This window comes from Streptococcus sp. 2022WUSS083, from assembly GCF_044427155.1.
GTDB lineage: Bacteria > Bacillota > Bacilli > Lactobacillales > Streptococcaceae > Streptococcus > Streptococcus hashimotonensis.
Genome location: NZ_JAOTGK010000001.1, coordinates 133130 through 156055 on the forward strand (window position 1 = coordinate 133130; position 22926 = coordinate 156055).

Annotated in this window: 19 protein-coding genes and 1 pseudogene; 19 read left to right on the forward strand and 1 reads right to left on the reverse strand. The window is 39.0% G+C overall.

Features of this window, described 5'->3' with window-relative positions; all coding sequences use genetic code 11:
* Positions 1 to 65: 65 nt before the first annotated feature.
* Entirely contained in the window at positions 66 to 455 is a 390-nt protein-coding gene (locus ODU41_RS00575; protein ID WP_395383095.1) for a DUF1761 domain-containing protein, read from the reverse strand.
* Positions 456 to 590: 135 nt separating this feature from the next.
* Here ODU41_RS00575 and rlmB point away from each other — a divergent pair, with 135 nt between their 5' ends.
* From rlmB to ODU41_RS00670, 19 genes and pseudogenes are all read left to right on the forward strand, one after another.
* Entirely contained in the window at positions 591 to 1319 is a 729-nt protein-coding gene (gene rlmB, locus ODU41_RS00580) for a 23S rRNA (guanosine(2251)-2'-O)-methyltransferase RlmB (RefSeq protein ID WP_074391647.1), read from the forward strand.
* Complete coding sequence (locus tag ODU41_RS00585) at positions 1320 to 1841, forward strand: NYN domain-containing protein (RefSeq protein ID WP_105118991.1); 522 nt, start codon at positions 1320 to 1322, stop codon at positions 1839 to 1841. It begins immediately after the preceding gene.
* A pseudogene (locus ODU41_RS00590) lies at positions 1838 to 2692 on the forward strand (DegV family protein); the annotation flags it as partial. The gene ODU41_RS00585 and the pseudogene ODU41_RS00590, both read left to right, overlap by 4 nt.
* A 515-nt stretch (positions 2693 to 3207) precedes the next feature.
* Positions 3208 to 3492, forward strand: a complete 285-nt coding sequence (locus ODU41_RS00595) for a hypothetical protein (protein WP_105095933.1) — start codon at positions 3208 to 3210, stop codon at positions 3490 to 3492.
* Between the two features lie 214 nt (positions 3493 to 3706).
* Positions 3707 to 4153, forward strand: coding sequence for a 50S ribosomal protein L13 (gene rplM / locus ODU41_RS00600; RefSeq protein WP_002876943.1), 447 nt, complete (start codon positions 3707 to 3709; stop codon positions 4151 to 4153).
* A gap of 19 nt (positions 4154 to 4172) precedes the next feature.
* On the forward strand, positions 4173 to 4565 hold the full coding sequence (gene rpsI, locus ODU41_RS00605) for a 30S ribosomal protein S9 (RefSeq protein ID WP_002942223.1): 393 nt from the start codon (positions 4173 to 4175) through the stop codon (positions 4563 to 4565).
* Between the two features lie 201 nt (positions 4566 to 4766).
* Positions 4767 to 5462: a hypothetical protein gene (locus ODU41_RS00610; protein WP_044683233.1), complete on the forward strand. Its 696-nt coding sequence runs from the start codon at positions 4767 to 4769 to the stop codon at positions 5460 to 5462.
* Positions 5463 to 5465: 3 nt separating this feature from the next.
* Positions 5466 to 9848 carry an Eco57I restriction-modification methylase domain-containing protein gene (locus ODU41_RS00615; protein WP_112477683.1) on the forward strand — a complete coding sequence of 1461 codons (4383 nt, stop codon included), beginning with the start codon at positions 5466 to 5468 and terminating at the stop codon, positions 9846 to 9848.
* A 110-nt stretch (positions 9849 to 9958) separates the two neighbouring features.
* Positions 9959 to 10669, forward strand: coding sequence for a DUF5986 family protein (locus ODU41_RS00620; RefSeq protein WP_044763680.1), 711 nt, complete (start codon positions 9959 to 9961; stop codon positions 10667 to 10669).
* Complete coding sequence (locus ODU41_RS00625; protein WP_044683230.1) at positions 10669 to 11826, forward strand: ImmA/IrrE family metallo-endopeptidase; 1158 nt, start codon at positions 10669 to 10671, stop codon at positions 11824 to 11826. The genes ODU41_RS00620 and ODU41_RS00625 overlap by 1 nt, the downstream gene beginning before the upstream one ends.
* Before the next feature lie 44 nt (positions 11827 to 11870).
* Positions 11871 to 13304, forward strand: a complete 1434-nt coding sequence (locus ODU41_RS00630) for an ATP-binding protein (protein WP_044683229.1) — start codon at positions 11871 to 11873, stop codon at positions 13302 to 13304.
* A 179-nt stretch (positions 13305 to 13483) separates the two neighbouring features.
* Positions 13484 to 14290, forward strand: a complete 807-nt coding sequence (locus ODU41_RS00635; protein ID WP_044683228.1) for a hypothetical protein — start codon at positions 13484 to 13486, stop codon at positions 14288 to 14290.
* Between the two features lie 585 nt (positions 14291 to 14875).
* A complete protein-coding gene (locus ODU41_RS00640) occupies positions 14876 to 15328 on the forward strand; it encodes a pyridoxamine 5'-phosphate oxidase family protein (protein WP_044681391.1) in 453 nt (150 codons plus the stop codon).
* 130 nt (positions 15329 to 15458) lie between these two features.
* Entirely contained in the window at positions 15459 to 16640 is a 1182-nt protein-coding gene (locus ODU41_RS00645) for a glycosyltransferase (RefSeq protein ID WP_044680229.1), read from the forward strand.
* Between the two features lie 104 nt (positions 16641 to 16744).
* Complete coding sequence (locus ODU41_RS00650; RefSeq protein WP_024401298.1) at positions 16745 to 17707, forward strand: polysaccharide pyruvyl transferase family protein; 963 nt, start codon at positions 16745 to 16747, stop codon at positions 17705 to 17707.
* Between the two features lie 91 nt (positions 17708 to 17798).
* Complete coding sequence (locus tag ODU41_RS00655; RefSeq protein WP_044772091.1) at positions 17799 to 18677, forward strand: glycosyltransferase family 2 protein; 879 nt, start codon at positions 17799 to 17801, stop codon at positions 18675 to 18677.
* Positions 18677 to 19669, forward strand: a complete 993-nt coding sequence (locus tag ODU41_RS00660; protein WP_192872297.1) for a sugar transferase — start codon at positions 18677 to 18679, stop codon at positions 19667 to 19669. The genes ODU41_RS00655 and ODU41_RS00660 overlap by 1 nt, the downstream gene beginning before the upstream one ends.
* A 6-nt stretch (positions 19670 to 19675) precedes the next feature.
* Positions 19676 to 21421, forward strand: a complete 1746-nt coding sequence (locus tag ODU41_RS00665) for an SP_1767 family glycosyltransferase (protein ID WP_398578541.1) — start codon at positions 19676 to 19678, stop codon at positions 21419 to 21421.
* Entirely contained in the window at positions 21422 to 22312 is an 891-nt protein-coding gene (locus ODU41_RS00670) for a glycosyltransferase family 2 protein (protein WP_044669328.1), read from the forward strand.
* The last annotated feature ends 614 nt before the right edge of the window (positions 22313 to 22926 follow it).

Consider the following 22926-nt stretch of genomic DNA (forward strand, 5'->3'; position numbering starts at 1 on the left):
CTCCTTTAGTCTTAGTCTTCCTTTTATTGTACCATAAAACCCTCCTAAGGTTAGGAGGGTTGACTTTATACAAACAAGGCAATGATTCCGACTACCAAGTAGCAGACCAGTTTGTAGCTTTCGTTGATGAGGATGAGTTTAATAGGGCGTTGCTCAAAGACATAGTTCTTCAATGAAGCAAGGACTGCAATCACACCCATGCCGCCAGCTGCGTGGAGTGGTGAAACATCAAGGGTCTTGATGAAGAAAATCGCCACAACAGCAGTCAGTACTTCAATCGCCAAGGCAATCATCATTTCCTTCTGGCCATTTTTCCCAGCCTGACTGTCAGCTTCTACCTTGGCCATGTCAATGCCAGAGGCTTCAATCCAAGCATCACGGAAAATCAAACCATACCATAAACCACCAATAGCAAAGGCAATCAGCCCTGCCACAATTCCCAAAATAAGTGTCATACATTCTCCTTTTTGTGTCCGTTTGTACGGACAAATGATAGATAACAGAATACCATGGTTTGGTAAGGAGGTCAAGTTTTTCAGCTGTGATATAGTGAGTGCCTATTTTCAGTCAACCTATGCTATAATACTCTTATGGAACAAAATGATATCGTATATGGCGTACATGCTGTAGTGGAGAGTTTGGAGGCCAACACCGGCAACAAACTCTACATTCAGGATGATTTGCGCGGAAAAAATGTAGAAAAAATCAAGGCATTGGCGGCAGAGAAGAAGGTGTCGATTTCTTGGACGCCGAAAAAGACCCTGTCTGACATGACAGAAGGCGCCGTCCACCAAGGCTTTGTCCTGCGGGTCTCCGAGTTTGCCTATGCAGACCTTTCGGTAATTCTAGAAAAAGCAGAGCAGGAAGAAAATCCTCTCATTCTCATCTTGGACGGGCTGACAGACCCCCACAACTTGGGCTCGATTTTACGGACCGCAGATGCGACTCAGGTAGCAGGCATCATCATTCCCAAGCACCGAGCAGTTGGCGTGACGCCTGTTGTGGCTAAGACCTCCACAGGTGCGGTGGCCCATGTCCCAATCGCCCGAGTAACCAATCTTAGCCAAACCCTCGACAAGCTCAAGGAGGCTGGTTTCTGGGTATTTGGTACCGATATGAACGGAACCCCAAGCCACAAGTGGAATACGGCTGGCAAACTAGCTCTTATTATTGGTAACGAAGGCAAGGGCATCTCCAGTAATATCAAAAAGCAGGTGGATGAGATGATTACCATTCCTATGAAGGGCCATGTCCAATCTCTCAACGCCAGCGTAGCAGCAGCTGTGCTGATGTATGAAGTATTTCGGAAGAAAATCTAAATGAAAGAAAAAGTTCTCATTGTAGATGGCTACAACATGATTGCCTTTTGGCAGGCCACCAAGCAAGATTTTAAAAAGGGAGACTTGGATGCGGCCAGAACGACCTTACTTCGCACCTTGTCTCACTACGCAGCCTTTGAACAGATTGAGGTGATTTGTGTCTTTGATGCCCATCATGTGCCAGGTCTTCGCCAGCAGTATGACGAATACAAGGTATCGGTCATTTTTACAGAGGAGGAAGAGACGGCAGATAGCTACATCGAACGACTCAGTGCCCAGCTCAATAGTGACCGACGCAAGCAGGTTTCCGTCGCAACCAGCGATCTCAACGAACAATGGGTGGTCTTTTCACAAGGGGCCTTACGGGTTTCGGCGCGTGAGTTGGAGGAAAGAACCAGGGTCATCAAAAAGGACTTGGACAAGTTTGTGGATCAGGTAGAGCTCTACACCCCACGGCTCAATCCCTGGTCAGATGGGAATTTTCAAGCCTTAAGAGAAATGATGGAGGAAATGAAAGAGTGACATTTACAATCGTAACCGATTCGACATCGGATTTGCCAATCAGCTGGTTCCAAGAAAACGATGTGACCGTGCTTGGTTTGACCATTAACCTAGACGGAGTGACTTATGAAACAGTCGGTGAAAACCGCTTGACCTCAGCAGATTTGCTGGAGAAAATGGCTTCTGGCAGTCAACCTACGACCAGTCAGGTCAATGTTGGTCAGTTTGAAGAAGTTTTTGAGGCAGCAGCCAAGGAAGGTCAAGAGGTGCTTTATCTTGCTTTCTCAGCAGCTCTTTCAGGGACCTACCAGAGTGCAGTCATTGCACGAGATATGGTTATGGATCAATATCCAGAAGCAGTTATCACCATCGTTGATACAAAGGCAGCGACCATTGGAGAAGGCTACTTGGTCATGAAGGCCGTTGAGGCGCGTGCTGAGGGTAAGACTTTGGCGGAAACTAAGGCAATCGTAGAAGATTTGGTGCCGCGCTTACGGACCTACCTCTTGGTCGATGACCTTAACCACCTGGTGCGTGGTGGTCGCTTATCGAAAACAGCAGGCCTTATTGGTGGCTTAGTGAATATCAAACCTCTGCTTTCGCTAGATGTAGAAGGGAAACTTGTGCCTATTGCTAAAATCCGTGGTCGCAAAAAAGGAATCAGAGAAATGCTGAACCTGACCTTGGACAACTTGGATCATTCTACAGTCATGGTTGCTTATACGGGTGATATTGAGGTGGCAGAGGGCGTCAAATCTAGTTTATTGGAAGACGACCGTGTTTCTGATGTTCTATTGACAGAATTAGGACCAGTTATTGCCACTCATACAGGGACAGGAGTCCTAGCTATTTTATCAATTGGAAATGAGAGCCTAGATTCTAAGGGATATTTCTTGCAAAGATGTATTCCTTTTTGTGTGATGACGACTTATGTAGAATAGGATAATCAAAAGGAGATAAGATGTCACTAATCATCAGAAAAGAAGAAGAAAAGGATCATCGGGCGGTTGAAGAGCCAACACGGGAGGCTTTTTGGAATGTCTTTCGTCCGTCAGTTTATCTTTTATTACATCGTTAACTCGTTTTGCCGTACTCCAGTACTGTCTGCAACTCGTTGCCTTGTACTAAAAGTAAACTGAAGGACTATTATCTGAGTGCGACGGAGCATCTGATTGTGCATCAGTTACGGGAGCAAAAACACGTCATAAAAGACCTCAATCTTGTGGCGGAAGCCGACGGTCAGCTGGTGGGGCATATCCTCTATGTCGCGTCGGAGATCACGGCAGACGGCGCTCGCCTGCCCAGTCTGACCTTTGGTCCCTTTAGCATCTCGCCAGACCAGCAAGGTCGTGGTTACGGTCAGGCACTTTTGTAGTATTCGCTGGCTTTGGCGGAAAATAGCGGAGCAGTCTTGGTGGCCATTACAGGCTCTCCTGATTACTACAGTCGATTTGGTTTTGTCAAGGGGAAGGAGGTCGGCGTTCGTTATCAGGCGGACCCAGAAGCTGATTATTTCTTGGTCAAGTTGTTCCGACCAGAAGTTCTGGAAGGCCGGGACTGGTGGTTTACAGATCCGCCGGGTTACACGGTGGATGAATTGGTCTTGGAAGAATTTGATAAGACCTTCCCTTATAAAGAGAAGCTGGTCTTACCTGGACAGCTAGGTCAGTAGGAAAAGTAAACCTGATAAGGCTTTCATTCTCAGCAGCTCTGCTATCTTTCAAAAAATAAAAAAAGTAAAGTAAAATAGCTTGACGGAGACTAGTAGATTTGATAAAATGGTAGACGGTATTGTTTACCCCATTTGAAAGGCCCCGGAACCTTCCAAATACCCGCGGACCGGAACATCCGCCCAGTAAACAAAAACGATTCGTATAGGAGAAATCATGAACAAAACAACATTTATGGCTAAACCAGGCCAAGTTGAACGTAAATGGTATGTAGTAGACGCTACTGATGTACCTCTTGGACGCCTTTCAGCAGTAGTTGCTAGCGTTCTTCGCGGTAAAAACAAACCAACTTTCACACCTCACACTGATACTGGTGACTTCGTTATCGTTATCAACGCTGAGAAAGTGAAATTGACTGGTAAAAAAGCAACTGATAAAATCTACTACACTCACTCAAACCACCCAGGCGGATTGAAATCAATCTCAGCTGGTGAATTGCGTTCTAAAAACGCTGTTCGTTTGATTGAAAAATCAGTTAAAGGTATGCTTCCACACAACACACTTGGTCGTGCACAAGGCATGAAATTGAAAGTGTTTGTAGGTGCTGAGCACACTCACGCTGCACAACAACCAGAAGTACTTGATATTTCAGGTCTTATCTAAGGGAAAGGACGTAATCTAAATGGCACAAGCACAATACACAGGTACTGGTCGTCGTAAAAACGCGGTTGCACGCGTACGTTTGGTCCCAGGTACTGGTAAAATCACAGTAAACAAAAAAGATGTAGAAGAGTACATCCCACACGCTGACCTTCGTTTGGTTATCAACCAACCATTCGCAGTAACTTCAACACAAGGTTCATACGACGTTTTCGTTAACGTGAACGGTGGTGGTTACGGTGGTCAATCAGGTGCGATCCGTCACGGTATCGCGCGTGCATTGCTTCAAGTAGACCCAGACTTCCGCGATTCATTGAAACGCGCAGGCCTTCTTACACGTGACGCTCGTATGGTTGAACGTAAGAAACCAGGTCTTAAGAAAGCACGTAAAGCTTCACAATTCTCAAAACGTTAAGAACCAGCTACAATGCTGCATTTACAACACTTCATGGTTCACACCATGGGGTGTTTTTTCGTGATTTTTGAAAAGCATTTGTTAAAAATCGTGTACCAATTTTATTTGACGTTTTTTGGATAAAGCGCTGATGAAATCTAGTAGTGTTCATTGGAAAATGGTATAATGATAGTCAAGATAAACGTTTTCAAGGAGTTGGCTTTGGAAGAGAATTTAATCAAATCAAAACAACGTGTTCAAAAACATGGTGAAGTCTTTACACCTGCCTGGATGGTTCAGAAAATGCTGGATACTCCGGGTGTGAAAGAAGCTTGTGAAAGTGTATATAAGACCTTTTTAGAGCCATCTGCAGGTGATGGCAATTTTTTGCAAGCTATTTTGGAGAGAAAACTAAAGGCAGTGGTCAGACAGTATGACAAAAGAAATTGGAAAACAAAGTCTTTAGTTGCTCTCTCGTCTATTTATGGCATAGAGTTTTTAGAAGATAACCTAGAAGTGGCACGATCGCGCATGTTTCTTTATTACCTAGATTGGTATGAAAGAACTTTTAGTGTGAAACTGAGTAGTAAGAGTGATATCTACAAATCAGCTCACTATCTTATTCATAAAAATATTGTGAGAGGAAATACCTTGACTCAGCAGCACCCAGTCACAGGGGAGCCTATCAGGTTTAATGAATGGCAAATGGTTAAAGGACATCCTAGTTTGGTGAGAAAAATTCCTTTTGCATTATCAGAACTTTTAGGTAAAGAGGTTGAAGATGATAGGGCAGTCGTAGAAGGACAACTGAGCTTTTTTGATATCGATGATGAATTTAAAATAGAAGATGAAGTTGTTGAAAAAACAGATGCAATAGAAGAGATAAGTATTCAGAAAGTGTATTTGCTAGGAGATTAGGCTATGATTTCAAATTTCGAATTTTTGGCAATTGATATAGATACAGCCGAGCTTTTTAGAACTATAAATATGGCTGAAGAAAATTATACGCACGGGGATTATGAAGGCACGCTAACAAAAGTGAGGAAAGTTGCTGAAAATACAGCAAGGTTGGTTGCTGATAGAGAATACCTAGATATTCGTGAACGTGCGACTTTTAACGATGTGCTAAGTGAGATAAAAGGCCTTATTGATAATAAGACTATTATTGATCATTTCTATGACATCAAGGGCAAGGGGAATAATTCTGCTCATGTCCTCAATCCAGAAGATGCGACGAAAGAAAATGCTTTAAAATCGTTGAAACAAGTCTTTGAAATCCTAGCTTGGGTCATGCTGACATATATTGAACCAGATATTAAAGCAGGTGCAATCGGTCAGTTTTTAGAACCACGAGCACAAGAAATGTACACCACGGCTGAGCGGAAGTTTATCTATATTCAAACGGTTAATAATGACAGTGGGCTATTTAACGCTTTTGAAGGCACGCAAAAAATCGGTGAGGGGACGGTTTCTTCGGATGACATTGAGACGGATTGGTCACCCAATAGTGACTTTTTGAGAACAGTTGCCCCAAAACGTATCAACCAGTATATGAAAACATCTGGTTTGCCTTACACGCTTGGCTGGGTAGAGCTTGCTTATAAAAAGGCAACCAAGTCATGGTTTCATGATTATGATGTGCATAATGTCTTGAAGCGTTCAGGGATTAAGCGGGCTGATCAACTGGAAGGAACAGAGTGGTTCAAGACAGATTTAGAGACAGCTAAGGCTGCCATTAAAGCGGTTAAAGAAGGTAGAAATTATTTAAATATTACTGCCAAAGAATCATTTATTGAGGAACCAGTCATCACCCTTCGTCCAGAACAAGAAGCCGCAGTCGAGCAGACGCAAAAAGTCTTTAAGAAAAAAGATAAGATGCTTTGGAATGCCAAAATGCGTTTTGGTAAGACCTTGACGTCCTTACAATTAGTCAAGAATGAAGCCTTTCAAAAAGTTCTTATCATGACACATCGCCCTGTTGTGGCAGATTCTTGGTTTGATGATTTCAAGAAAATGAAGATGAGTGAGGCAGGCTACGACTTTGGCTCTGTCAATAAAGGAGAAACGCTTGAAAACCTGAAGCGAGGTGAGAAACCATTTATCTATTTTGCCTCCATCCAACTCCTTCGATACAATGGTGGACAAACCAACCTGAAAGATTTTGCGGATGTGGATTGGGATTTGATCATCATTGATGAGGCGCACGAGGGAACGCAAACCGAGCTCAGTGACACCGTTATGAAGGAATTGGTCAAAGAGCATACAAGAATACTAGAACTATCTGGGACGCCATTTAATCTTTTGGATCAATTTGATGAGGAGCAAGTCTATACTTGGGACTATGTCATGGAACAACAGGCTAAGAAGAAGTGGGAATTAGAACGTCCAAATGAGCCAAACCCTTATGAAACGTTACCAAAAGTATCGATGTACACTTTTGAAATGAAACACAAGGAACGTTTTTCCGATGAGAGCAAATCGTTCAACTTCAGAGAGTTCTTCCGTGTGTCTGAGGATGGCAAACTTGTTTATCGGCAAGAGGTTTGTCAGTTCTTAGACAATATTACGCATCCAGATAGCAGTACTAATTACCCTTTCTCAACGAAGAATTATCGTGAGGAGTTGCGGCATACACTTTGGCTCATGCCAGGTGTTAAGGAAGCTAATGCCTTTGAGGACTTGCTGAAAGAACATCCGATTTTCGGGAAAGAATACAAAATTGTTAACGTGGTTCGAGGCTCAAGTAGCGATGACGGAATTGCTAACGATGCGGATATAGAGAAAGTTCGCTCTGCTATTGGTCAAGACCCATCTCAGACAAAAACCATTACCCTGACTGTTCGTAAGTTGACAACAGGCGTCAATATCCCAGAGTGGACAGCGGTCATGTTCTTGTCAAATACCAATAGTGCCATGAACTACCTGCAAGCTGCCTTTCGTGCCCAGACGCCTTTCTCACATGAGAAATTGGGAATGAAGACCAATTGCTATGTCTTTGATTTTGCTCCTGATAGAGCCTTGACTGTCATGGCGGAGAGTGCTCAGATTAACTCAGGTGTAGGGAAGAAAAATACGAAAGCACAAAAGCAAGCTATGGCTCGTCTGTTAAACTTTATGCCAATTTTAGGGGCTTCTGAGCATGGTATGAAGACTTACGATGTCGATAGAATGTTGACACAGCTCAAGAAAGTTTATGCTGAAAAGGCAGTGCGGTCAGGTTTTGAAGACGACAGTCTCTATAATGATAATCTTCTAACTTTAACTGCTGATGATGCAAGTATGTTTACCAAACTCAATGCTATCGTTGGTAAGACGCAGAGTCAAAAAACACCTAAGAAAGTTGTGATTAACGAAAATGGTTTGACAGATGAAGAACACGAGCAAGCTGAACGGGCTAAGAAGAAACCCAAAGTTAAACGGACTCCAGAAGAGCTGGAAGTTATCGAAAAACAAAAAGAAGCTAAGAAACAGCGGAAAAATATGATCTCTATTTTACGTGGGGTATCTATCCGTATTCCGATGATGATTTACGGTATGGCGGTCGATTTATCAAAAGACATCACCATTCAGGACTTTATCAAGCAGGTGGATGATGAATCGTGGAAAGAGTTCATGCCAAAAGGTTTCACCAAGGGAATGTTTAGTGAGATTACCAAGTATTATGATGCTGAGGTCTTTATCGAAGCGGGTCGTATTATCCGTCAGCGTGCCAAATCATTTGATGACCTGGACTTCATCGAGCGGGCAGAGCAGATTGCAGAGCTGTTTAGCACCTTTAAAAATCCTGACAAGGAAACGGTACTGACACCGTGGCGCGTGGTAAATCTACAAGTATCTAAGTCGGTAGGCGGTTTGAATTTCTATGATGATAACTTTGAGTCGGTGACAGATGGTGCGACGTCAAATCTTCACTGGGTAGACAATGAGATTGCCTCATCTATTTATCAGAAAGAAACTAAAATTTTAGACATCAACTCGAAGACAGGTCTCTATCCCCTTCATAGTGCCATTAGTCTGTATTATCAACGAGTGGCAGAAAATGATGATAATCGTTTTGAAGCTGACCAAGTCTATCAGGAGATTTTAGCGAATAACATCTATGCTATTGCCAAAACACCAATGGCAAAAACCATCACTGAACGTACACTGACAGGCTATCGGAAGTATAAGACTAATGTAACTTACATTGAGAAACTGACAGAAACGCTTAAAACAGATATTGAACAAGGTAAAAAACTAGTCGAGGAGGTATTTAACAAGGTGAAATTTGATGTAGTGATAGGAAATCCTCCGTATCAGGAAAGTGATAATTCTTCGGGGAATGGCAGCGCCAAGCCTTTATATGATAAATTTATCGATTTAGCTATTTCGTTATCCCCTCGCTATATAACATTGATAACGCCAAGTGTATGGTTTTTAGGAGGGAAAGGCTTAGATGAATTTAGAAATCGCTTATTAGAAGATAGGCATTTTAAAGTATTTAATAACTACTTGACTCCGAACGATGTTTTCAGTAATGTCAACTTAAGAGGTGGGGTGAATTTTTTTCTTTGGGATAGCTCTTTTGATAACAAAAAATCTGATATTTTAGTAAATACATTCAAGAATGGCAAGCTTTTTGATACTGGGTTTAGACCGTATAGATTGAGAGAATTAGATATTTTTATTTCGGAGTCTAGTTCTTTTAAACTCCTTGATAAACTGCTAAAAAAGCAAATGATTGTAGGAGAGTATGAGAATAGTAATAGAATGCTTTATAAGTATATATCTGAGCGTAACCCTTTTGGGATACCAACGACATATAAACTATCAGTTGAGTCATCAAGTGCAAATGATTTAAGAGTATATGCCAGTAAAGGTAATGTAGGGTATATTGATTCTTCGCTAATTTCAAAAAATACTAGTATTATTGAGAACTACAAAGTTTTAACTGCATTTGCAAATAACATTGGAACTGATTTATCAGATGACAATTTGAACACTATCATTGCGAGTCCTAAGGAAATTTGTACGGAAACTTATCTTGTTATTGGAGCTAGTTTAAATTTGTCATTAGATTCGTCTAAGAATTTAGGAAAATACTTAACCACTAGATTTGTGAGATTCTTAATTAGCGTTGCGAAAGCGAATCAAAATGGAACTAGAAAAACTTATCGCTTTGTCCCCCTCCAGGACTTTACATCTAACTCGGATATTGATTGGTCACAATCAATATCCGAGATAAACGCACAACTCTATCGAAAATATGGTCTTTCGGATGATGAAATTGAATTTATTGAAAGTAAAGTGAAGGAGATGGGGTAGATGCATAAACCACCACAAAAAGCGGTTGACTTTTTTGGTGGTTTTTCTTGTTTTTGTCTCCTTTCTCTGTTATAATGTGGTTAAGATAACATATGAATTGAGGTGAATAAATGAAACATAGTTATAATATTGAAAGGGAAGTAATCATCAAGTGTTTGGAAGCGATGAGTTTTACAACTAGGCATCTGGAGCAGGATTTTAAAGTTGCTATCTCAGAGACTAGTCAAAATGGAATTTATCAGGCTACATGGGCACGAAGAGCGGATATGCTTCAAGGATTATTTGAAAATACTAGTATTTGGAAAGTTTTGCATATTAAGAGGGGGATTTGGCAATTTGACCCTATATTGAATATTGAGACAGGTGAACTAATAGCCTTCTTCTCCAAAAATAATTTTAGGACAATTCGTAATCGATATTTCAAAAATGGAACCTCTACTCATTATACCTTAAGTTTACTTTTGAAAAATGAGGGGCTTTATCCTGAACAAGAAGTGGAACAGCTTTCTCTTTTTGATGCTGATAGCTCTGAAGTGAAAAGAAAAGAAGCTGATCTGATTAGGATGCTTGGTGAGTATTGTGAACATGTGACTAAGATTAGATTCTTGATTGTTGATTATGTAGGTCAAGAAGCTGTGAGTGCTTCGTTAGAAGACTACACTCCACAATTTTTATCAGTTGGTTCAGTAGATATTTCTCACTTGCTTCCAAGTTCAGCTGGTATAATTAGAACTGAGGCTATACGTGATGAACAGGTGAATGATTTAGTAGATGAGCCTCAACTCGTTACATTAAAACCAATAGTAAAAGGAACGTTATAATGGCTCAAGAATTTAATGGAGATAGACTTAGGGAATCGAGATATTTTAGACATTATTCCATTAGCCAATTGGCGGAGAACGTTGGAGTTTCTAAACAGATGATTTCTAAATACGAAAAGAATTTATCAAAGCCGAGTTCTGAGGTATTGCAAAAAATAATTTTTGAACTGAAATTTCCGCTGTCCTTCTATCAAACAAAAGATAAATTTATAACTACTGATTTAGGAACTTTTTATAGGAGTAAGTTAACATCCTCACAAACTGAGAAGAAGTCTAGTGAGATGCTAAAAAAAGCACTGGCTCTCTTGGCGAATTTTTTTGAAGATTATGTTGATTTCCCGAAATTAGCAGAATTTGAAAGTCATGAAAATGCTTCACCAGAGGAAGTTGCAGATCAGATAAGAAAGAGTTGGGGATTGGGTGATAACCCAATTTCCAGTGTTCTCAGGTTACTAGAAACAAATGGCTTCCATATTGCAATAATTAATTCAAAGTCTGAGAAAGTGGATGCTTTTGGAAGTTTTGTTGAATTGAAAATGGGAACAGATTCTGAGAGATATTATTGTATTTTAATCGACCAAGATAATAATAATTTTTTCAGGCAACAATTTAGCTTGGCTCATGAGTTAGGGCATTGGGTTTTGCATGCTAGAACAGTATATCCACAGGAGCTTTCCAATGTTGAATATAGACAAATGGAGCAAGAAGCTAATAGATTTGCTTCGAGTTTTTTATTACCAGCCTCTGCTTTTTCCGAAGATCTAAAAGGACATGAAGAAGACCTCGCATATTATTTGAAATTGAAGTCTAAGTGGAATGTATCTATAGCCAGTATGATTTATCGTGCAAAGGATTTGGGTTTGTTAAATTCGGAACAATATACTCGTCTACAAAAAAGAATGAGTGCCAGAGGATGGCGAAGAGAGGAGCCAGAGGATACAAGTATTCCAGTATCACGACCAATCCTTGCTAAACAGGCATATAAATTACTGACGGATGCGGGCTTATTTGAAAATCAATCTATAGTCCAGCGATTTAATCTTAAGTACGGCTATCCTCTTCCAGTAGAGATACTTTCAGAGCTTATGGACATTCCAAAGGAGACGTTGTTACAAGAGAGAAATAATATTGTACATTTAAAATCTAGGACTTTGTAAATCATGAATTTTTAATTATTTTTTATATGTTTAAGGAGAACTATATGAATCAAAACTTATCTCACTATCAATTTTCTCCAGAAAACCAATACCTAGATAGAAAATCAGCTAGAAAGAAACCTTCTGAACTTCTCAAACACCTGATTGCTTTTGCAAATGCGGACGGAGGTCAGTTAGTTATTGGTATTGAAGATGAGAAACAGGGTAATATTATTACAGGTTTCAAAGATGGGAAAGCTTATCCGATTGAAGATTTCAAAAAGATTGATCGTGAGATGCGTGAGACTCCTTTGGATCTATCTTTTGAAGAAATCCCTGCGGTTAATCATAAGGGGGAAGAAGATCTTATTTTAGTTATCTCTGTGGAATTGTCGTCAAATCGTGTGATTGCAGCACCAAGTGATGAGGTTTATCTTCGTCAGGGTGATGAAACGGTCAAGTTGAGCTACGAGCAACGCACTCAGCTCAGCTATGATAAGGGACAACGTTTCTTTGAGGATGAAATTGTATCTGATGCGACCTTGGAAGATATTGATGACCATCTGGTTCAGGATTTTAAAAATCGTTTTGATATTTCAGATCGTTCTACAGAAGAAATTCTCAAAGCTCGTCGTTTTCTAATCAATGGGAAATTAACTAAGGCAGCCATTTTGCTTTTTGGTAAATATCCGTCAGCTTTCTTTCCTCAAGCGCGTGTTCGTTTTCAACGGTTTGATGGTACTGACATGGGGACTGGAAGTAGTTTTAATGTTATCAAGGAAGTGACCTTTGATGATGCTCTCCCAACTTTGATTATCAAGGTTAGAGATTTTATCCGTACTCAGCTTCGTGAATTTCAGTATTTAGATGACAACGGGCAATTCCAAATTTTACCTGAGTATCCTGAATTTGCTTGGGTTGAAGGTGTTGTCAATGCCGTAACTCACCGTGATTATTCTGTCTATGGAGATCACATTCGTGTCCTTATGTTTGATGATCGACTAGAGATTCATAGCCCAGGGAAATTACCTAATATTGTAACAGTTGAAAATATCAAGCATGAACGTTTTTCGAGAAACCCTCGCATTGCTAGAACCTTGACAGAGTTCGGTTGGGTACGTGAGATGAATGAAGGTGTTAAGCGTATCTATTCTGAGATGGAATCTGCTTTTCTCCATGAACCTAAATACTCAGAACCTGGGAATAAGGTTGTCCTGACGCTTGAGAATAATATTGTCAGCCGACATCTGCGCACACGAGACAGTTTGGAAAAACAGTTCTCTGATTTTGGTGAATTAACAGCAGATGAGCAACTGATTATCCACTATATGTATAATTCAGGCGAGAGAATGACAACGGCAAAAGCTGTTGAATTGACTGGTAGAAGTCGCTCATTTGTTGTTAAAATGTTACATAAACTTCGTGATTTAGAAATCATTACTTGGTTTGGTTCAAGTAAAAATGACCGCAATCAGTATTATCTTTTAGTTGATAAATGACTGCAGTCAGGATACTATTAGTAATAAGAATACAGTAGAATACAGTAGAATACAGTAGAATACAGTAGAATACAGTAGAATACAGTAGAATACAGTAGAATACAGTAGAATACAGTAGAATACAGTAGAATACAGTAGAATACAGTAGAATACATGTAGAATACAGTAGGGAGGCGCCTATGGTAAAAATTAAGAAGAATACCGATGAACTTGAGGAGTATTGGAATGATCAAATTAGTTACCTAAAACGTGCAATTGATTATTTTGATGAAGGAAATGAAACTGAAGCGAGGCGAATTGCTAGCAGTCTGAGGATTTTGTTACACCACACAAAATCCTCACAAGCTTTAATCAAGCAGTTAAATCGGAATGTAATCTATCTTTCATCTAGTTTTTTATATACTCCTTCAAATTTACTTTCAACATGGACTCTTCTTGTCTTAGAGATAAAAGATAATCAGTTAACCTATAAACCAAATCTTGACTTTTATGAAAAAGGAGAGCGTTTGTTTTATTTAACGTTTGAAGATTGGTGGAATGAAATAATATTTGATGATAAACAAAATGTTTTTACAAGAAAAGATATTATACTTTTTGTCGCTAATAATGATGGTGGAGCACATGTTGACCCGGAACTAAAGGAGTCATTTGCTCTTCTTACGAAATGCAATTCTCTTGGAGTCACAAACAATTACGGAGATTCCCCGTTATCAAACCCGATTTATCAAGCGGTTCGAGTAATTGCTGAAGAATTTTTGCTAAGTGTTGCTATAAGTTTCTCAGGATTAAAAAATCGTAGGCAGTATAAAGAAAGAAAATTTGAAATGCGCTTTGTAGATAATATGCGTAGATATAAGTGGTCTACCACGGATATTAGTTGTTCTAGTGAAACGATGGAGATAGTGAATAGGCATAAATCAGAAGCAAGAAGATTGTATAGACAAGAGTTTGGTAATGGTATGGCTGTGGAGTATATTGGGAAATGATTATGATGTGTAAAGTTCGATAAGTTTTCGAATATAATAAATATGGCAAAACATACTTGTTTGGTACCTGAAGTTATCTCGAAACAAGCCATTTCCGTAATGATTTATTTGTACACTTCTCAATTACATAAGCTCAAAAACTGATTTTTGGTAATCTAATGGTAATCCATTATTTGTAGGGTTGGGTTATAAATGTTTGTATTTAATGAAAATGGGATTTGAAAACTTGGTTTAATAAGTTTTTGCAGATATTTGATTTTTGTAGTCCCAACCAGGTCTTAAGAAAGCTCGTAAAGCTAGTCAATTTAGTAAACGTTAATTATCAGCGATATATCAACGTTTCAAGGCGCTCAAGAGTTTATCTCATGGGTGCTTTTTTTGTGGTTTCTACGGGAATGGATTCTATTTATTTTTAGCGGATGCGGTATTTATCATTAATGGCTGTCTAGATATATTCTATAATTGGACTGTTAGTAATTAAAATGATATATCTGATATAGGAATATGGTTTTAGATTTATTCATCTTAACTTTCTGCATAGAATTTGCTATAATCTAGGTAGAATTTATGTCAAGGAGACTGCTGATGAAGACGAAAGAAATCATGGGAATTTTGGAAGAGATGAAATTGGGGATTTTTGCGACAGTAGATGAAGCAGGAAATCCCCACGCTCGACCTATTCATATTACTGCTGCGAATGAAGATGGTATCTTCTTTATGACTGGTTCTGAGACTCATTTTTATAGACAGTTAATAGAAGATGGTCGCGTGGCATTGTCGGCCTTGTCTGAAGAAGAGTATCTCATTCAGGTTATTCGGATTGAGGGAAAGGCAAGACTGGCAAGTCAAGAACTGCTGGACAAGGTGTTTTCGGATAATGACTATATTCAACATGTCTATAAAGACGAAGAAAGTCAAAAGACTATGAGGATTTTTCAAATTTATGAAGGAGATGGGTTTTATCATAGTCTAACTCAAGGACATCGCTACTTATTTTCTATTGGAGGCAACAACGAAGGACAAGCAAGAAGTTTATAGAGAACCGTATCTTTAATAGTCTGTGGTAAATTACTCGGTTATTTTATTCTTTTCATGGTATAATGGAATTGTAACATCGGATTTTTATCCCACAAATTAAGAAAGTTGATTGAAGTATCAGGAGAGAAGAATGAATAAGGAAACAAAGGCAATTGTATTGGCAGGAGATTATGGCTATATTCGCTACATCGAGGCAACTATTAAATCAATTTGTTATCATAATGCCAATGTAAAAATTTATCTATTTAACCAGGACATCCCTCAAGAATGGTTTATTTATATCAGAAGACGAATGCGAGAAACTGGAAGTCAGCTAATTGATGTAAAACTTATCGGTACCGGAGTGGAGCTTGGTTGGACATTGCCTAAGAATGGACCTCATATAAATTATATGACGTATGCTCGTTTCTTTATTCCGAAATTTGTTGAAGAAGACAAGGTTCTGTATCTGGATAGTGACTTAGTAGTGACGAGATCATTGGATGGATTATTTGCTAAAGATATTGAAGATTATTATCTTGCTGCTGCAAAGATTGGCTATGGTCTAGAAGAGAGGTTCAATGCAGGAGTTCTGTTGATTAATAACAGACGTTGGAAAGATGAACAAATTATGGAACGCCTGTTGGAGGTAGTAAGTCAAGAACATCAAAACTTGACAGAAGCGGATCAATCTGTCTTGAATATGGTCATTAAAGATCGTTATCTTCTGCTTGAAGATACCTACAATTTCCAAATTGGGACAGATAAATTATTAGAGCAATTTGGCTATAAATTTATTTTTGATATTCCACTTGATCCACTCCCAGCGATTATTCACTATGTTTCACCGGTAAAACCATGGTTGACATATTCAACGAGTCGTTTGAGAGAAGTTTGGTGGCGTTACTCGCAACTAGAATGGGCCGATATTTTACATCATCATTCCCAGTTGACGATTTCTGCTGAAAAGAATTTGTTGACTATTTTTGAATTTCCAAAATTGGAGCAGATCGAAAGTTTGGTGCAGTTATTGCCACATTGTAACTTTCACATTATGGCGTTTACAGACATCGTTCCAGAATTGAAGCGATTAGCAAGCTATGAAAATGTTAAGCTCTATCCACATGTTATGCACTATACAGCGGATCGTTGGATTGATAACTGCGATATGTATTTGGATATTAATCATGGTTCAAAATTTAGGGATATTTTGCAAATGCTTGTAGATCGAAATAAACCTCTATTGACATTCACTGCGACAAAAACAGATGGTTTTGAAGAAGCTGTTTTTGATACGGCAGAAGAAATGGCAGAATTCATAATGAAAAATTAAGAGAACAGGTTGCAAAACCTACTCTCTTTTTTTATGGTCAAATAAATTGGTTTTAGATATTTCTTGTGCTATAATATTGAAAAATTTTTGAAAAGAGAGGGTTTATGACAAAATTTGCTTTATTATGTTATAGTACTGGAAATATTGGTGATGAAATACAGTCGGTTGCAGCCGAGCGTTTTCTACCACAGGTAGACTACTATCTGAATCGTGATTATCTTCATGATTTTATTGCCGACTCTACTGACGAAGAGATAAAGCTAATTATGAATGGTTGGTACAGTCATCATCCACAAAATTTTCCTTTGAAACATCCTCAGATTCATCCTCTGTTGATTTCTATGTATATTGATGGTCCGGTTCAGCCTATTTTTTCTTCGAAAGAAAATGTGGAGTTCTTCCGAAAATTTGGTCCGGTAGGAGCGAGAAGTTATGGGACTAAGGAGTTTTTTGAAAAAATAGGAGTCGAAACTTACTGGTCGGGTTGTTTAACATTGACTCTTCAACGTGAGAAGGATGTTCCGAAACAAGACTTTATATTGGCTGTAGATGTATCGAACGAAGTTTACGAAAAAATGAAGTCGGAGTCAAAATTGCCAGTAGTACGATTGATGGTAGACGTAGCGCATATCTATATGTCCACAGAACGTCGTATGAAATTGGCGAAGTATTATTTATATTTATATCAGTCGGCAAGATTGGTTGTTACAACTCGTTTGCATGGAACGCTTCCTAGTTTAGCATTGGGAACACCTGTATTAAATATTTCTTTACCTGGCTATGAAGAAGGTCGCTTTAGCGGTCTCAGAGAATTAGTGCATTCTATGACAGAGGAAGAATTTTTAGCTGGAGCTTATGATGTCAATCGTCCGAAAGAAAATCCTGATACTTTTCTGCCAATCAGAGAATCGTTGATAAGGATATGTCGAGAGTATACAGGCTTTTGTTCGGGACAGGGGTATTTAAACGGACAACCAGTAGTTGATTTTTTAAGTGACCCGGATTTGATACAATCATTTGCGACAGGTTTGTGGTCTGCTCATCTAGAACACGGAATTTATCGCTAAGGGGATATCCTCCTTTTTCTATGAACGTTGCAAATATTTGTTGGGCATGCTATGATAGTTAGTAATAGAATAAAAATTTAGGGGAGCGTTCATGGAAAAAGTCAGTGTAATCGTACCTGTTTACAATGGAGAGAAACATCTGAGACAGTGTGTAGAGTCAATTATGGCTCAAGATTATAAAAATTTAGAGATATTATTGATAAATGATGGTTCCAAAGATGGTTCTGCGCTTATTTGTGAACAGTTAAAGCATCAGGATAGTCGAGTGAGGGTTATTCATAAGCGACAAAATGAAGGTCTCGGTGCTGCTAGAAATACATCGATTGATGTTGCCACAGGAGAGTACATCGTGTTTGTGGATGCAGATGACTGGATAGATCCAAATCATGTTAGCGACCTATATGACTTGATGCAACGGACAGGTAGCGATGTGGCTATTTCAAATTTCACCCAATACTATGAGGATACTGGACGTTATAACCTTCATATTGGACCAGAAGATTATTATGAGGCAGTATATAGCCCAGAGGAATGGTTTAACTATCAATACGGAGTTGGTCATAATATCAGTCTTTGCTTCACTGTTCCGTGGTCAAAAATGTATAGAAAATCCTTGTTTGAATACATATTGTATCCGACAGATGGTTTTGGTGAAGATGATCGTACAACCTGGAAAACCTATCTCGCTGCCAATAAAATTGCATACATGCATCGCTCAAGTCTAATTTATCGTGTCAATGAAGGTTCTATGACACAAACTGCGGATCAAGCCACAATTTTTTCAACGGTACCTGTTGCAGAACGCTTGGAAGTTTTGGGGCTTCTTGGTTTTGATTTATCCAAAGAAATTGCGGCTTTTAAGTGGAGATCTCAGTTAAATCGCGATAGTAAATTGCGAAGAGGTGATGTAGTAGCCTATAAAAACTTAGAGTATCGAATCCGACTATTAGAAAAATATGGTAAAAAATAATGCGTGTATATATTACAAATTTGAATGGACATGCGGCTTCTAGTACCGCACAAATCTGTCAGAATATGGTCACAGATATTGCGACATCGCTAGGCTATCGTGAAATGGGCATCCATGCTTATCGTATGGATGCAGATACACCAGAGGAACTGAGTAAGCGCTTGGATGGGATAGTCGCAGGACTTAGACACGGGGATGTGGTTATTTTTCAAACGCCGACTTGGAATACAACGGCTTTTGACGAAAAGATAATGGCCAAATTACGTGCATATCAGATTAAAATAGTCATCTTCATTCATGATGTTGTTCCGTTGATGTTTGCTGGAAATTACTATTTGATGGACCGTACAATTGCATATTATAATCAAGCGGATGTTGTAGTAGCTCCGAGCCAACAAATGATTGATAATTTAAGACGTCATGGTCTAACTGTAGAAAAAACAATTGTACAGGGAATGTGGGACCATCCAACCAATGTTCCGCAGTTACCAGCAATTTTCAAAAAAGAAATCCATTTTCCAGGGTCTCCAGATAGATTTAGTTTTGTGAAATCTTGGGAGTACGACGTTCAATTGAACTTGTATGCACGTCAGGAAGTAGAGTTGCCTGCGAATGTGAAGCATTTTACCTATCGACCAGATGAGCAATTGTTGATTGAAATGTCAGAAGGTGGATTTGGGCTGGTTTGGATGGATGATCACGATAAAGAGTATCAAAAATTATACTGTCCGTATAAATTAGGTGCGTTTGTTGCTGCAGGGATTCCTGTTATTGTTCAGCGTGGTTTAGCCAATCAAGAAATTGTAGAAAAAAATGGCTTGGGTATGGTTGTAGATAGTCTAGAGGAAGCTGTTGCTCGAATCGAGACTATGTCTGTCGAAGAATATCAAGGAATGGTAGCGAAGGTCCGCTCATTTAGCTCTTTGGTTCGACAAGGCTTCTTTACAAGAAAATTGTTGACAGAAGCGGTGTTTGAAGCGGTATGTAAGTAGGGTATTATGAAAAAATTAGAAGATATTCGGGTGTTGCCCATTTTAGAAAGCCTTGAGTTTATTCAAGAAAATAATGCTTCAGTTGTCCGATTCGGTGATGGTGAAATCGATCTAATTCTAGGGCATAGCATTCCTTATCAGGCTTATGATAAAGAACTGGCTGGAGCATTGAAAGCAATTTTACAGATGCCTAGTAATGAACAGCTGTTGGTGTGCCTACCAGATGTTTTTCAGAATCTTGAGCGCTACAATAGCAATGCTCGTTATTTCTGGAGTAAGCATTTTGAACAGTACCATGCTTTTTACGAAGAAGAATGCCAATCAGAGTGGTATGGTTCGACGTTCCTGTCTCGGCCTTATATTGATCTAGTTGATAAGAGTCACTCTGATAGGTATTTTGCGGCAATCAAAAAATTATGGTCAGGTCGTGATATTCTAATTGTTGAAGGAGAAACATCACGTTCTGGTATGGGAAATGATTTGTTTGAGCAAGCCAATTCTGTTTCACGGATTATTTGCCCGTCAAAAAATGCCTTCTCATCGTATGATCGAATCATTTCCTCTATATTACGTCATGCTGAGGGACGGTTGGTCATCTTGATGTTGGGACCGACTGCTAAACTGCTTTCTTATGATTTGACAAAGCGTGGTTATCAAGCGATAGATTTAGGTCATATTGATTCAGAATATGAATGGTTCCAGATGAAGGCGGAGTCTAAAGTCAAATTGGAACACAAACATACAGCTGAGTTTAATTATGATGAAAATATTGCGGAAGTAGTCGATGAGGAGTATATCAATCAAGTTGTGGAATGGGTTGATGTCCCAGCTAAGTCGTTGATTCATAAAGAGGAGGAAGTAATGGATCAAAGTTTAATCAGCGTGATTGTACCGGTATATAATGTAAAACCATATTTGGCACGTTGTCTCGATTCGCTTCTGAAGCAAACACATACCAATTTTGAACTTCTGTTGGTGAATGATGGCTCGAAGGATGGTTCGGCTTTTATTTTAGAGGAATATGCTAAGAAAGATAGCCGTATTCGTGTGATACATCAAGAGAATATGGGGGTATCTGCTGCTAGGAATCGTGCGATTGATGAAGCAAAAGGCTCTTATATCACCTTTATTGATTCGGATGATTTTGTAGAGGATTTTTACTTAGAGCATCTCTATCAGGCAGCGGTTTCATCGGGTTCTGATATTGCAGCGACAAACTTTTCTTCATTTAATGAAGAAAGACAGAGTTTTCTTTTTTATCATACAAAAGAATCCTACTTCCAGAAAGTGTACTCGGTGCAAGAATGGATGGACTTGGAAGGTGATATGAAAAATAATATGCATCTGGCATTCACTTTTTCACCTTTGAAGTTATTTAAGAGAGAGTTATTTGGGGATATTCGTTATCCTGTGGGTCGTCTGCGTGAAGATGATGCAACAATTTATAAGTTATACTTGAAAGCTAATCAAATTCATTTTACTAATGAAGGAACCTATTATTATTCTCAGCGTGCGGAGGGATTGTCTAGAACAGCTATGCATGATGATATAGCAACAATGGTTTCCAATGCGGAGGAGCGGATTTCTTTGATGGTTGCGCTTGGTTACAATCCGACCGCACAGATTACATCCTATGTTGAACGTTTGAAAAAATGTCGTGGTGATGCCCTCTATGCAGGTCAAGTTAATCTCTATCGTACAATCTGTTCAAAAATTGATTTGTATGAAGGTTATCAAAAGAGGGAGGGCTAGATGGAAAAAGTTTCTGTCATTGTTCCTGTGTATAATGCGGGGCCCTATTTGCGACAGTGTATAGATAGCATTCTTTCGCAAACCTATTCAAATTTTGAATTGATTTTAGTGAACGATGGTTCAACAGATGCGAGTGCAGAAGTTTGTGAAGCTTATCGACAGGCAGATGGTCGTGTGCGACTTATCCACAAAAAACTTGGTGGTGGAGGAGTAGGAGCAGCACGTAATTCGGCCCTTCCATTAATCACGGGTGATTTTGTTCTTTTTGTTGATAATGACGATTGGTTAGAACCGAACCATATAGAAGTGTTGTACCAAGCGTTGAAGGAGACGGAATCGGATATTGCTGTAGTTAATTTTACGCAATTTATGGAAGAGAGAGGGAGTTTTGCTTTTCATGTAACAGAAAAGGACTATTTTCGAGAGGTTTATACTCCTCAAGAATGGTTTGCTAGAGAATATGATGGGCGATTTTCCTTTAGTCAGTGTTTTACAGTTCCATGGTGTAAATTATATAAGGCGTCCTTGTTTGAGAATATTAGCTATCCTGAAGGTGAAAAAGTTGAGGATGACTATACGACCTGGAAGCTATATTTGATGGCTGATCGGATTGTATTTACCAATACTGCGTTGTATTATCATCGTAAGCGCGAGACTAGTGTGACTAAAACAGTAGAGACGACTTATGTTTTTCCGTTAAAAAGTATCGAAGAGAGAATAACTATTTTGAGTCTGATTGGTTTTGATATAGCCGCAGAGTTGAGAGCTTATCGGTGGAGATTGGATCTTCACAGGGATAGTTTTTTGGCGTCGGGTCATATGCAAGAATATCAAAAATGCCTACAAAAAATAGCCATTCTAAATAAGTATTATAACAAAAACAATATATAGATATAAAGCTGTGTTCAAGGAAAACACAGCTTTATATGTTTATAAAAATAAACTAGAATTGAACAAAGTAGATGAAAACGCTGTAAAACAGGGATTTTTTTGTTTTCATATCTCCTAGTCAGTCAGCGAATCCCTTTCCGAATCAATCTCTGAATCTATCTCCGAGTCAGAATCAACTCCGTCTCGTCACTCTCAAACTCCGCGTAAACAAGATGTGCTGCCAAATACTGGTGAATAATCATCAGCTTGGACAGGAATCCTTGGGGCAGGTCTTCTTCTTGGTAGCTTCTATAAACGTCGGAAGAAAGAAAATGGAGAAACTGAATAAATGTATCTAACTAGAGTTCGTATACTAGTAGTAAAAATAATAATAAAGGGAACGGTGTTGTTCCCTTTTATTATTGCGATCAATCTTATAAATAAGAGACATACAATTCATGGTAGTTGAATAGTGAGAGGGAAGTGATGGATTAAAAGTAGGGGCTTTCTTTTGATTGACTGCTGGAGTGTTAGTCATACGAAAAGAGTTGTGTTTTTACTGGTGTTAAGAGAAAACTATATTTTTTCTCGGTCTTATTTATAAAAATGTACAAACAAATATATATTTATTACCT

What these genes read in the sequence shown, in the direction of transcription:
- ODU41_RS00655 (WP_044772091.1), top strand. Translation starts at nt 17,799, where the DNA reads ATGGAAAAAGTCAGTGTAATCGTACCTGTTTACAATGGAGAGAAACAT.
- ODU41_RS00640 (WP_044681391.1), top strand. Translation starts at nt 14,876, where the DNA reads ATGAAGACGAAAGAAATCATGGGAATTTTGGAAGAGATGAAATTGGGG.
- ODU41_RS00645 (WP_044680229.1), top strand. Translation starts at nt 15,459, where the DNA reads ATGAATAAGGAAACAAAGGCAATTGTATTGGCAGGAGATTATGGCTAT.
- ODU41_RS00650 (WP_024401298.1), top strand. Translation starts at nt 16,745, where the DNA reads ATGACAAAATTTGCTTTATTATGTTATAGTACTGGAAATATTGGTGAT.
- ODU41_RS00660 (WP_192872297.1), top strand. Translation starts at nt 18,677, where the DNA reads ATGCGTGTATATATTACAAATTTGAATGGACATGCGGCTTCTAGTACC.
- ODU41_RS00665 (WP_398578541.1), top strand. Translation starts at nt 19,676, where the DNA reads ATGAAAAAATTAGAAGATATTCGGGTGTTGCCCATTTTAGAAAGCCTT.
- rplM (WP_002876943.1), top strand. Translation starts at nt 3,707, where the DNA reads ATGAACAAAACAACATTTATGGCTAAACCAGGCCAAGTTGAACGTAAA.
- rpsI (WP_002942223.1), top strand. Translation starts at nt 4,173, where the DNA reads ATGGCACAAGCACAATACACAGGTACTGGTCGTCGTAAAAACGCGGTT.
- ODU41_RS00575 (WP_395383095.1), bottom strand. Translation starts at nt 455, where the DNA reads ATGACACTTATTTTGGGAATTGTGGCAGGGCTGATTGCCTTTGCTATT.
- ODU41_RS00630 (WP_044683229.1), top strand. Translation starts at nt 11,871, where the DNA reads ATGAATCAAAACTTATCTCACTATCAATTTTCTCCAGAAAACCAATAC.
- ODU41_RS00635 (WP_044683228.1), top strand. Translation starts at nt 13,484, where the DNA reads ATGGTAAAAATTAAGAAGAATACCGATGAACTTGAGGAGTATTGGAAT.
- ODU41_RS00615 (WP_112477683.1), top strand. Translation starts at nt 5,466, where the DNA reads ATGATTTCAAATTTCGAATTTTTGGCAATTGATATAGATACAGCCGAG.
- rlmB (WP_074391647.1), top strand. Translation starts at nt 591, where the DNA reads ATGGAACAAAATGATATCGTATATGGCGTACATGCTGTAGTGGAGAGT.
- ODU41_RS00620 (WP_044763680.1), top strand. Translation starts at nt 9,959, where the DNA reads ATGAAACATAGTTATAATATTGAAAGGGAAGTAATCATCAAGTGTTTG.
- ODU41_RS00670 (WP_044669328.1), top strand. Translation starts at nt 21,422, where the DNA reads ATGGAAAAAGTTTCTGTCATTGTTCCTGTGTATAATGCGGGGCCCTAT.
- ODU41_RS00585 (WP_105118991.1), top strand. Translation starts at nt 1,320, where the DNA reads ATGAAAGAAAAAGTTCTCATTGTAGATGGCTACAACATGATTGCCTTT.
- ODU41_RS00625 (WP_044683230.1), top strand. Translation starts at nt 10,669, where the DNA reads ATGGCTCAAGAATTTAATGGAGATAGACTTAGGGAATCGAGATATTTT.